11 protein-coding genes are annotated in these 10,241 nt (G+C 69.6%); 6 read left to right on the top strand and 5 right to left on the bottom strand.

Translation table 11 applies throughout. The features are described 5' to 3' along the window. Window positions 1–1,180: EAL domain-containing protein (locus tag JHD82_RS21090; RefSeq protein ID WP_199138581.1), on the bottom strand; the 1,180-nt coding region annotated here is incomplete at its 3' end. A 15-nt stretch (window positions 1,181–1,195) separates the two neighbouring features. After that, entirely contained in the window at window positions 1,196–1,753 is a 558-nt protein-coding gene (locus tag JHD82_RS21085) for a hypothetical protein (protein ID WP_043781120.1), read from the bottom strand. 368 nt (window positions 1,754–2,121) lie between these two features. Here JHD82_RS21085 and JHD82_RS21080 point away from each other — a divergent pair, with 368 nt between their 5' ends. The 6 genes from JHD82_RS21080 to JHD82_RS21055 all read left to right on the top strand — a co-directional run bounded on the left by JHD82_RS21080 (window position 2,122) and on the right by JHD82_RS21055 (window position 8,458). Beyond that, complete coding sequence (locus tag JHD82_RS21080) at window positions 2,122–3,477, top strand: PAS domain-containing sensor histidine kinase (protein WP_099734431.1); 1,356 nt, start codon at window positions 2,122–2,124, stop codon at window positions 3,475–3,477. Beyond that, on the top strand, window positions 3,462–4,808 hold the full coding sequence (locus tag JHD82_RS21075; RefSeq protein ID WP_199138580.1) for a sigma-54 dependent transcriptional regulator: 1,347 nt from the start codon (window positions 3,462–3,464) through the stop codon (window positions 4,806–4,808). The genes JHD82_RS21080 and JHD82_RS21075 overlap by 16 nt, the downstream gene beginning before the upstream one ends. Before the next feature lie 183 nt (window positions 4,809–4,991). Continuing rightward, window positions 4,992–5,678: a hypothetical protein gene (locus tag JHD82_RS21070; protein WP_199138579.1), complete on the top strand. Its 687-nt coding sequence runs from the start codon at window positions 4,992–4,994 to the stop codon at window positions 5,676–5,678. A 103-nt stretch (window positions 5,679–5,781) separates the two neighbouring features. Beyond that, entirely contained in the window at window positions 5,782–6,129 is a 348-nt protein-coding gene (locus JHD82_RS21065; protein ID WP_012203978.1) for a DMT family protein, read from the top strand. A gap of 11 nt (window positions 6,130–6,140) precedes the next feature. After that, a complete protein-coding gene (locus JHD82_RS21060; protein ID WP_199138578.1) occupies window positions 6,141–7,352 on the top strand; it encodes an MFS transporter in 1,212 nt (403 codons plus the stop codon). A gap of 140 nt (window positions 7,353–7,492) precedes the next feature. Continuing rightward, window positions 7,493–8,458 carry a DNA/RNA non-specific endonuclease gene (locus tag JHD82_RS21055; protein WP_012203976.1) on the top strand — a complete coding sequence of 322 codons (966 nt, stop codon included), beginning with the start codon at window positions 7,493–7,495 and terminating at the stop codon, window positions 8,456–8,458. A 397-nt stretch (window positions 8,459–8,855) separates the two neighbouring features. On the opposite strand, the gene JHD82_RS21050 is transcribed toward JHD82_RS21055, so the two are convergent. The 3 genes from JHD82_RS21050 to JHD82_RS21040 all read right to left on the bottom strand — a co-directional run bounded on the left by JHD82_RS21050 (window position 8,856) and on the right by JHD82_RS21040 (window position 10,231). Beyond that, on the bottom strand, window positions 8,856–9,461 hold the full coding sequence (locus JHD82_RS21050; protein ID WP_199138576.1) for an ATP-dependent Clp protease proteolytic subunit: 606 nt from the start codon (window positions 9,459–9,461) through the stop codon (window positions 8,856–8,858). Between the two features lie 102 nt (window positions 9,462–9,563). Next, the gene (locus JHD82_RS21045) at window positions 9,564–9,920 is read right to left on the bottom strand and encodes an SRPBCC domain-containing protein (RefSeq protein ID WP_199138574.1); all 357 of its coding nucleotides are present in this window, start codon (window positions 9,918–9,920) and stop codon (window positions 9,564–9,566) included. Next, window positions 9,917–10,231, bottom strand: a complete 315-nt coding sequence (locus tag JHD82_RS21040) for a helix-turn-helix transcriptional regulator (RefSeq protein ID WP_043825505.1) — start codon at window positions 10,229–10,231, stop codon at window positions 9,917–9,919. Before JHD82_RS21040 ends, JHD82_RS21045 begins: the two co-directional genes overlap by 4 nt. Window positions 10,232–10,241 lie beyond the last annotated feature (10 nt).

The following is a 10,241-nucleotide window of genomic DNA, read 5'->3' as shown; positions in this document are numbered from 1 at the left end:
CTCCCGCCAGCGCCACGGCCTCCAGGCCCTGGGCGGACTCGATGCCTTCCACGATCACGCAGGCGCCCCGGTCGGCGCACAGGCTGACCAGGCCCTGCATCATCCGGGCCGAAGGCCGGGCCTGCAGGCTCTGGTCCAGCACGGACTTGTCGATCTTGACGATGTTGGCGCGCAGCTTGCCCAGAATGTCCAGGCCGCCGCGCCGGGGCACGATGTCGTCCAGCGCCACGCGCACGCCCAGGATCTGCAGGTGCCGCACCAGGCCCAGCGCGGCCTTCTCGCAGGGGAAGGCGCCGGTCTCGGTGATCTCCAGCACCAGGCGCTGGGCGATCTCGGGCCGGTCCTCCAGGTAGTCGAACACGCCATCCCACCAGGCGTCGTCGCAGAACGAGGCGGCCGACAGATTGCAGCCCAGGCTGTGGCCGGTCTCCATCTCCAGCGCGCCTATCACCGACCACAGCACGCTGCGGTCCAGCCTCGCGGCCAGGCCCAGGCGCTCCAGCGCCTCGATGGCGTGGGGCACGGCGTAGTTGTCGTAGGCAGAGAACACGCTGCGGCGCAGCAGGCACTCGTGGTAGAGGGTGCGGCCCGCGCCGGCCCCACTGCCCCCGCCTGCCATGCCTGCCGGCTCCAGCAGCGTCACGGGCTGGAATGCCAGCGCCAGGTGGCCCAGCCGCAGATCGTCCAGCAGGCGGCCCGCCAACTGCATGTCGGCCTGGTAGGCCTTGATCAGCCTGGGGTGCATCCTGCGCACCGCCATGTCCTGGACGCCCGCCGTGGCGTGGCCCTTGCCGCGTATCTCGTGCAGGCCCGTCAGGGAGACGCAGCCCAGCGCCTGCACCTCGGCGCGCAGATAGGCCTGGCGCGCGCCGTCCACCACCGGGTCGCGCACCAGGGCGGACTCCAGCGCATGCATCCAGCCATGCCGGGCCTGATTGCCGGGCAGCACCGTGTCAGCCATCGTGCGGGGATCGAAGCCCCGAACCAGCACCGTGTCGCCCGCACGCTCCAACGATTCGGCATCGATCCCCAGGCCCGTGAGCCGCTCCACGCAGACCCGCATGGCCTCCTCGCAGAAGCCGTTGCCGTAGACGCTGCGCCAGGTCTGCAGGGGCGACAGCCAGATGGCCAGGTCCACGGGGGTGTCGCCGGGCGGAGCTTCGATGATGTCGTCGTGCATGGTGTGCTCCTTCATTCAACGGCCTGCAATGGGTTGTGAATAGCAGTGAAATCCGATCGCCCTGCGCCCCCGGCCGGACGGCCCGCCGCCGAGCACGCCGGCATCCACGGCCGACAGCGCCAGGTCCACATGGCCGGCCACCAGGTCAAAGACCACCGAGCAGGCATCCGCCTTGCGGCTGAAATACGCCAGCGTGGCGTCCGTGCCACCTGCGAAGCTGCCCAGCAGCGCCTGCCCGTCCTGCTCCTGGAACACGGCCTGCGCGCCGCCCTGCTGGGGCACGATGACGCGGTCGCCCTGCTGCAGCACGGCGCCGGCCTGGGCCGCGATCACATCGTTGCGCCGCACGATGCGCACGCCCTCGCTCACGCGCGTCAGCATTGCCACCGGCGCCATCTGTGCATGCGCGCCTCCATCACCGGCCTCGCGCGCAGAGGCAAAGCCAGAAGCGCGCGGCACCGCCGCAGACGCAAACGAGGCGGGCACGTTCAACGGCTTGCTGCGCGCCCTGTCCGGGTGGGCGCGCAGTCGCGGCAGAGGCACGCCTGCAAACGACAACGAGACAGCGGCCATGGTTTCTCCTCCGAAAGACGGCGATCGATGGGGCGGGTGGGGCAGCGCCCGGTTTTCCAGACACTGCGACAAGCTTTTTGCATCCTGTTGCAACAAGCGTGCCATGGGCCTGGACGTCTTCATCCAACGCAAAGCCATCTGTAACCTATTGATTTATTTGAACACCCGCGCACAGCCGCCGCCATGTCACCCCGCGGCGTTACGGGCAATGTCACGTAACGCCGGCGCGCCACGGCGTTACTTTCGCAGCGCCCGCGCAGGGCGACGCGGCCCTGGCTGCCAGGCGCGGACCCCCTTTCGGTGTATGTTCCAGCGCATCACTTCAGGAGCCGGCCCTGTCCCCGCAAAAGTCCATCCAACGGGATCTGGTGATCCTCTGGCTCACCATCTCGGCCGTCGCCCTGGTGCTGGCGTGGCTGCTGCTGCTGCTGAGCCGGCAGGGCACCGACCAGCAGGTTTCCCGCGCCCGCGACGCCGCAGGCGTCAGCTGCAGCGCACTGCAGGCCGGGGCCGCGCGCATGGGGCTGGCGGGGCTGATGGCGGACACGCCCAGCGCACAGGCCCGGTCCGCCGCGCAGGCCGTGCTGGACCTGGCGCTGCGCGAGCGCCCCGGCATGGAGGGCGGCTTCTGGCGCGAGGGCCCCGGCGTGGTGGCCTATGCCTTTCCCACCTATGACGGCTCGGGCATCAAGCGCGATGCGCCCAGTGCGGAGATGGAGCGCATCGCCTCCACCGCCCAGCGCGCACGGGACAGCGCAGGCCTGGTGACCGACCTGCGCCCCGGCCTGCGCGAGGCGGTGGTCTTTGCCGCCTGCCCGGCCCAGGCCGATGCGCCCGCCCTGGTGGCCTGGACACTGATGCGCGTTCCCCTGATCAGCGCCGACGTGGTCAACCCCCTCATCCTTGCCGTCAGCCTGCTGCTGGGCATGGTCCTGGTCTCGGGCCTGTGGCTGGGCAGAATGCTCCGGCGCTGGCAGCGGCAGTCGGCACAGATGGAGCAGCAACTGCTCAGCGCCGAACGGCTGGCCACCCTGGGCCGGCTGTCCGCAGGCCTGGCGCACGAGATCCGCAACCCGCTGGGCACCATGCGCATGAAGGCCGAGACCGCGCTGGCAGCGCCCGCGCCACTGCGCGAAGCGCGCAGCCAGGGCGCGCTGGAGGCCGTGCTGGCCCAGACCGCGCGCCTGGAAGACCTGGTATCGAGCCTGCTGGCCTTGACCCAGCCCTTCCGGGTGCAACCGGAGCCGGTGGACCTGCAGCAGCTGCTGGACGAAAGGCTGCAGGCACATGCCGAGCTGGCCCAGGCCAGGGGTGTGCAACTGGCAACGGCAGTGTCCGCCGGCCTTGCCCGGGACCTTCAGGATGGGCGCCGCCCGCTGCTGGACCCCGTGCAGATGGCCAGGGCGCTGGACAATCTGCTGCTCAACGCCCTGGCGCACACGGCGGCCGGCGGCCGGGTGGAACTGGGCGCGGACCGCAGCGGCACCACCGTTTCCCACCGCAACAGCCCGCTGCAACTGTGGGTGGCCGATGACGGCACGGGCATTGCGCCAGAGCTGCGCGACACGCTGTTCGAGCCCTTCACCACCGCGCGCCCGGGCGGCACCGGGCTGGGATTGGCGCTGGTGCGCGAAATCGTGCTGGCCCATGGCGGCCGCATCGCGCTGGGCAAGACAACACAAGGCACCCGCATAGAAATGGAATTTCCATGGCCCGCATCCTGATCGTTGACGATGACACGGCCTTCCGCGAAAGCCTGGCCGAGATGCTGGGCGACCTGGGCCACGCGGTCAGTGCGGCGCCCACGGTGGCGGCGGGGCTGCAGGTGCTGCAGGGCGGTTCGGTGGATGTGGCCATCGTCGATCTGCGCATGCCCGGCGAGGACGGGCTGGCCTTCCTGCGCAAGGCCCGCGGCCTCTCGCGGGCGCCCTGCATCATGCTCACGGCCTATGCCAGCGGCAGCAACACCATCGAGGCCATGCGCCTGGGCGCCTTCGATCACCTGACCAAGCCCATTGCCAGAACCTCGCTGGTCGAGGTGCTGGAGCGCGCCTTGCTCAGTGCCGGCCAGGCCGGCAGCCCTGAGAACGCCGCACAGAATCCGGCGCAGAACCCAGAGCAGGAAGGCGATGAAGCCGAGCTGGTCAGCGGCAGCGAGGCCATGCGGCAGGTCTTCAAGCGCATCGGCTTGGCGGCGGACAGCGACGCCACCGTGCTGGTGCTGGGCGAGACCGGCACGGGCAAGGAACTGGTGGCCCGAGCCCTGCACCGCAACAGCGCCCGGGCGGAGCGCCCCTTCGTGGCCGTCAACTGCGCGGCCATTCCCGCCGACCTGATGGAAAGCGAACTCTTCGGCCATGTGAAGGGCGCCTTCACGGGCGCCGTCAGCGACCGCGCCGGGCGCTTTCGCGAGGCGCAGGGCGGCACGCTGTTCCTCGATGAAGTGGGCGACATGCCGCTGCCCACGCAGGCCAAGATCCTCCGGGCGCTGCAGGAGCGCGAGATCACGCCCGTGGGCGCCAGCCGGGCGCTGCCCGTGAACGTGCGCATCATCGCGGCCACGCACCGCGACCTGCCCGCCGCCGTCAAGGAGGGTCGCTTTCGCGAGGATCTCTGGTACCGGCTCCAGGTCGTGCCCGTGCACCTGCCGCCGCTGCGCGAGCGCCTGGGCGACGTGCTGCTGCTGGCCGAGCATTTCCTGCGCCAAGGCGGCGGCGCCTCGCCCAAGCGCCTGGGTGCCGACGCCGCGCGCCTGCTGCTGGCGCACGACTGGCCCGGCAACGTGCGCGAGCTGCGCAACGCCATGGAGCGCGCGGCCCTGCTGTGCCCCGGGCCGGTCATCGGGGCCGAGCACATCGGCCTGCAGCCTGCCGTGGTGCACGGGCCCGCCATCGACTGGAACGGCCCGCTGGCCGCCGCCGTCGCCCAGCTGGAGCGCGAAATGGTCACGCGTGCCCTGGCCGCCGCCACGGGCAACCGTGCCGAGGCCGCGCGCCGCCTGGGACTGTCGCGCCAGCAGCTGTACCGCAAGCTGGCGGAGTTCGGGCTGGGCTGAGGCCGCAATGGGCGCACGGACGTACGGACGGCGCCGCATGTGTCCGATACGGTGACACAGGCTGTCTCCACATCGGACACCGGGCTCGCAGCATCCGCTGCAAGCCCTTGATTTCATGAGGATTCCTGATGGCATGGCACTTGCATTGATGGATGCGTGTCCATCGCCAACCAAGGAGCCCTCATGTCCCGATTTGTTCTTTCCTCCGCCGTTCTGTGGCTGGGTTCCAGCGCATTGAATGCGCATGCCGTGCCGCCCGGCGGCTTCGCCCCTTCAGGCCCTTCAGGCCCTTCAGCCCCTGGAGGGCCTGGCGCGCCGCACGCACAGGCCGTGCTTGAAAGCGCCGTCGCCCGGCTGCTGACCAATCCGTATGGAGAGGTGGACGGCCTGCGCCTGACCGACGGCACGGTGGTCCGGTTCCCGCCGCATATGTCCGACGCGCTCACGGCAGCCGTGAAGGTGGGCGACACGGTGCGCATCATCGGCCGCAGCGAAGCCGGTGGTGCGGTCAAGGCGGATGCCATCGTGAACTCGGCCAGCGGCCAGACCGTGTACGACCAGCCGCCCGCCCGCGACGGCGCCCGCCCCATGCCGCCGCACCTGCGCATGGCCGGCCTGCAGACGCAGCAGGCCCAGGGCCGCATCGAGGCCGTTCTCACCGGCCCGCGCGGCGATGCCAACGGCGTCATCCTGTCCGACGGCGCCATCGTGCGCTTCGCCCCCCATGCGCTGCAGCAGCCGCTGCAGCCGGGGCAGTTGTTTGCCGCCTCGGGCCTGGGCACGCGCAACGCGCACGGCACTTCGCTGGAGGCCACCAGCATGGGTACCAGCCTGTCGGACCTGCAGCCGCTGTACGACCGCGCGCGCTGACACCACCGCCCGGTCCCAGGGGCCGGGCGGGCTCCGGCCCCTTCCTGCTTCCTGCTTTCTGCTTTTCGGCTTGCCCGCTTTCCCGCCTTCACCGAACCCCACCATGTCCCCCAAGATCGCCCCCGTCCTGCTGCTGCTGATCTCCAACGTCTTCATGACCTTCGCCTGGTACGGGCACCTGAAGTTCGAGAACCGGCCGCTGTACCTCGTCATCCTGGTGAGCTGGCTGATCGCGCTGGCCGAGTACTGCTTTGCCGTGCCCGCCAACCGGCTCGGCCATGAGGTCTACAGCGCGGCCGAGCTCAAGACCATCCAGGAGGTGATCACGCTGGTGGTGTTCGCCGTCTTCTCCGTGCTCTACCTGGGCGAGAAGCTCACCCTCAACCACCTGGTCGGCTTCGGCTTCATCTGCCTGGGCGCCTTCTTCGTGTTCAAGGGCCCCCTGCGCTGAAGGAAGCCGCCATGCACCGCACACACCACCATGCGCGGCGCTGGCTGCCGGGGCTCAATTTCTTCCTGGCCGACGTGCGCGACGGCCTGGGACCGTTCCTGGGCGTGTTCCTGCTCGCCCAGGGCTGGCGGCTGGACGACATCGGCTACGTCATGGCCCTGGGCGGCATCGCGGGCATGCTGGCCACCACGCCGCTGGGCGCGCTGGTCGATGCCTCGCGCCGCAAGCGCAAGCTGCTGGCCGCGGCCATCGCCCTGCTGCTGGCGGGCAACCTGGCCATCTGGATCGCTCCGTCGCTGGCTGTGACGGCGGCATCGCAGGTCATCACCGGCGTGGTCGCGGCGCTCATCGCGCCCTGCCTGCTGGGCATCACGCTGCAGATCACCGGCCATGCGGACCTGCCCCGGCAGCTGGGCATCAACGAAGCCTGGAACCACGCAGGCAACGTGGCCACGGCCGCACTGGCGGGGGCCATGGGCCTGCGCTGGGGACTGCCTTCCGTCTTCGTGCTCATGGCCCTGATGGGCTGCGCCTCGCTGGCCTGCCTGGCGCTGATGCGGCTGGATGAAACCCCGCAAGGCACGCCGCCCCCAGAGCAGGCCGGGCCTTGCGCACCCGGCCTGCTGCACGTGCTCACGGGCACGCCGGCGCTGCGGGTGCTGGCCGTGGCCATGCTGCTGTTCCACCTGGGCAATGCCGCCATGCTGCCCCTGCTGGGCCAGGCCGCCGTGGCGCGCGGCCATGCCAACCCCAGCGGCTTCACGGCGCTGACCATCATCGTTGCGCAACTGGTCATGATCCCCATGGCCCTGCTCGCCGGGCGCCACGCCCAGCGCAGCGGCTACTGGCTGCTGGTCAAGGCGGCCCTGCTGTCGCTGCCGCTGCGCGGCCTGGTCGCCGCCACCTGGGATTCGGACTGGGCGCTGATCCCCGTGCAGGTGCTCGACGGCGTGGGCGCCGGGCTGCTGGGCGTTGCCCTGCCAGGCCTGGTCGCGCAGACGCTGCGCGGCACCGGCCACGTCAACGCAGGCCTGGGCGCCGTGATGACGCTGCAGGGCCTGGGCGCGGCCGCCAGCCCGGCACTGGCGGGCTGGATTGCACAGCGCTTCGGCTTTGATGCGGCCTTTCTTTCGCTGGGCGGCATCGCGGTGCTTGCCCTGGCGCTGTGCTGGTTCGGCGCGCCTGCCGAACCAAGGGCCGCACACCTCCAGCCAAAGACCTGAAATCAGGCCATGCGCTGCCCGCTTTCAGGGCATCTGGAAACATTTGGGGGCCTGGAAACATAGGAGAATTCCTAGGACCCGAATCAGAACCCGCGCCATCGCGGACTTGCCTCCCAGCGGCCAGCGCCTGCCGCCCCCGAATGACTGTCAAGAACAAGAAGCCTTCCGCGCGCAAGCGCAGTTCCTCCCCCGCCTCCAAGAAGAAAGCCTCCAGCCGCAGCGGACTGTGGCGCTCCATGCTCGCCGCCCTTGTGGCGGCAGCGGGCACCTTCCAGATCGCCAGTTGCAGCCTGGACCCGAACTGGCACCCCAAGCTTCCCGAGCCGCCCTTCCTGTCCACCCTGCCCATCCCGGGGCTGGAGCACCTGCGCAAGCAGCCGGAGACAGGCTCGGGCACGGCCTCCGGTGGCGGCAGCCCGCCAGCCGGCAGCATGGCCACGGGCTTTTCGCACTGCCGTGACTTCTTCCCCGGTGGCGAGCCGCCGGCCCTGCAGATCCAGCCCCAGCAGCGCGAGCTGTGCTTCAGCGCCTTTGCCGTGCTGCACAGCGGCCAGACCAAGACGCCCGTCTTCGTGGTGGAGCGCCTGAACCGCAAACTGCTGGACCAGGGCCAGGGCCTCAAGCGCAGCGACAAGTTCTATGCCGATGCCCGCCTGCCCCGCGCCGAGCGCGCCGAACTGGACGACTACCGCCGCTCCGGCTACTCGCGCGGACACATGGCGCCGGCCGGCGACATGTACTCGCCCGAGGCCATGGCCCAGAGCTTCAGCCTGGCCAACATGGTTCCGCAGGACCAGACCCACAACGGCGGCGTCTGGAGCAAGGTCGAGCAGGACACGCGCCGCTACGCCCAGCGCGCCCAGGGCGATGTCTATGTGTTCACCGGGCCGGTGTTCGACGGCCAGCCGCTCACCATCGGGCCGGGCAAGGTCCATGTGCCCAGCCATATCTTCAAGCTGGTCTACGACGCGAGCACGGGGCGTGCCTGGGCGCACTGGCAGGCCAATAGCCCGGATACGCGGATGAGTGCGCCGATCAGTTATGAGGAGTTCACTCGGAGGACGGGGATGCCGTTGTTGGCGGGGGTGATGAGGGGGCGGGGTTAGCGTTTCGCGCTGGTTGCTGGCGTGGGGTGGGGTCCTGTTTTTGACCCTGCCGGGGGGTTGTTTTTCGAGGCCGGGTCTCGGCCCGGCGGCCGACCTACTTTCCTTTGTTTCGCCACCGGTACGCCGGCCGAAGGAAAGTAGGCAAAGCAAAGGCGACCCGGATGTCCGCGACCCTCCGCTTCGCTGCGGGCAACCTGCGTCGTGGCGGCTGCGGGGTTTGCCGCAGAACTCGCTTTGCGCTTCGCGCGCCGCTCAAACAACTGCGGCAAGTCAGTTGACGAAGCAGTCCTGTCCTTCGGCAGGACTGCAACCCCGCAACCGCCACGACGCAGGCGCGGACATACGGGAGTGGGGAGAAGGGGGCGCGCGGTGCGCTGCGCCCTGCTGGCGCTGCGGCTCAGGGGGTTGCCGTGCGCCGGTCCAGAACCTTGTCTATCAGGCCCCATTCGCGGGCTTCTTCTGCGGTCATGAAGCGGTCGCGGTCCAGGTCGCGTTCCACCTCTTCGTAGCTGCGGCCGCAGTGCTGGGCGTACAGGCGTGTCACGCGGTCCTTGGTGCGCAGCATTTCCTCGGCATGGATGCGGATGTCGGAGGCCTGGCCCTGCACGCCGCCCAGCGGCTGGTGCACGTGCAGGCTGGCGTTGGGCAGGGCCATGCGGTGGCCGGGCTCGCCGGCCATGAGCAGGAAGGAGCCCATGGAGCGCGCCGTGCCCATGCACAGCGTGTGCACGGGTGACTTGATGAATTGCATGGTGTCGTACATGGCCAGGCCGCTGGTGATCACCCCGCCCGGCGAGTTGATGTAGAGATGAATGGGCTTGTCCGGGTTCTCCGCCTCCAGAAACAGCAGCTGCGCGCAGACCAGGGCAGAGATCGCGTCGTTGACCTCGCCGTTGAGAAAGATCACGCGGTCGCGCAGCAGGCGCGAGTAGATGTCGAAGGACCGCTCTCCGCGCGCCGACTGTTCGACAACCATGGGGACGAGCATCATCGATTCGCGCATGGGCGAACTCCTGTGTGTGGTGGTGAAAAAGAAAGGGCTGCGGCCCTGCGCCGCATGCCCCGTTGCCGGGGCCCTCAGGTCACGTGCATCAGGTTGCGTACATCAGGTCGCGTACATCAGGAAGCCGCCGTCGTTGGCCGCTTCCCTGGCGGGCTGCACCCGCGCATCGGTCAGCACATGGACGATGCGCAGCAGCGTGCCGCCATCGGCGCCGGGGCTGATCTGCAGGTCCACCGTGCTTTCAAGAAAGGGCGGCTCCGCCTCGCGCAGCCGCAGGCGCAGTTCCTGCTGCGGCACCTGCCGCAAAGGCTCGGCATGCTCGGTGCCCGGCAGCCACTGCGCGCGCAGCTCGGGAATGCTCAGCGCGCGCCAGACCTTCTCGGGCGGGGCGTCCAGCGCGTACTCCTGCACCAGCTCGCAGGCCGCATCGTCGGTGTCCATATTGCTCATCTTGTTCATTGGTCCATGTCCTTGAGCAGGCCCTTGAGTGCATCCACGCGCTGCGGCCAGTAGGCGCGGTACTTCGCCAGCCAGCCCGCAATCAGCGCCAGCCCTTCGGGATCAACCTCGTAATGCATGAAGCGCCCCTGCCGCTGCTCGCTCACCAGCCCCGCGTTGCGCAGCACCGCCAGATGCTGGGACATGGCCGACTGGCTGATCTCCATCCCCTCGCGCAGCGCGCTGGCATGCATGCTGCCAGCGGCCAGCTTCTCGAAGATGGAGCGGCGCGTAGGGTCGGCCAGGGCCTTGAAGATGTCGTTCTCGGGCATGGCGACACTT

This window comes from Delftia sp. ASV31 (assembly GCF_016428765.1).
Classification (GTDB): Bacteria; Pseudomonadota; Gammaproteobacteria; order Burkholderiales; family Burkholderiaceae_C; genus Comamonas; species Comamonas acidovorans.
The sequence above is the reverse complement of the archived record's forward strand: the minus strand, read 5'-3'. Positions and strand labels throughout refer to the sequence as shown.

Bases quoted from the DNA above. Each gene is read 5' to 3' on its own strand.
- JHD82_RS21085 (WP_043781120.1), bottom strand. From the start codon at position 1,753: ATGGCCGCTGTCTCGTTGTCGTTTGCAGGCGTGCCTCTGCCGCGACTG.
- JHD82_RS21075 (WP_199138580.1), top strand. From the start codon at position 3,462: ATGGCCCGCATCCTGATCGTTGACGATGACACGGCCTTCCGCGAAAGC.
- JHD82_RS21070 (WP_199138579.1), top strand. From the start codon at position 4,992: ATGTCCCGATTTGTTCTTTCCTCCGCCGTTCTGTGGCTGGGTTCCAGC.
- JHD82_RS21065 (WP_012203978.1), top strand. From the start codon at position 5,782: ATGTCCCCCAAGATCGCCCCCGTCCTGCTGCTGCTGATCTCCAACGTC.
- JHD82_RS21060 (WP_199138578.1), top strand. From the start codon at position 6,141: ATGCACCGCACACACCACCATGCGCGGCGCTGGCTGCCGGGGCTCAAT.
- JHD82_RS21055 (WP_012203976.1), top strand. From the start codon at position 7,493: ATGACTGTCAAGAACAAGAAGCCTTCCGCGCGCAAGCGCAGTTCCTCC.
- JHD82_RS21050 (WP_199138576.1), bottom strand. From the start codon at position 9,461: ATGCGCGAATCGATGATGCTCGTCCCCATGGTTGTCGAACAGTCGGCG.
- JHD82_RS21045 (WP_199138574.1), bottom strand. From the start codon at position 9,920: ATGAACAAGATGAGCAATATGGACACCGACGATGCGGCCTGCGAGCTG.
- JHD82_RS21040 (WP_043825505.1), bottom strand. From the start codon at position 10,231: ATGCCCGAGAACGACATCTTCAAGGCCCTGGCCGACCCTACGCGCCGC.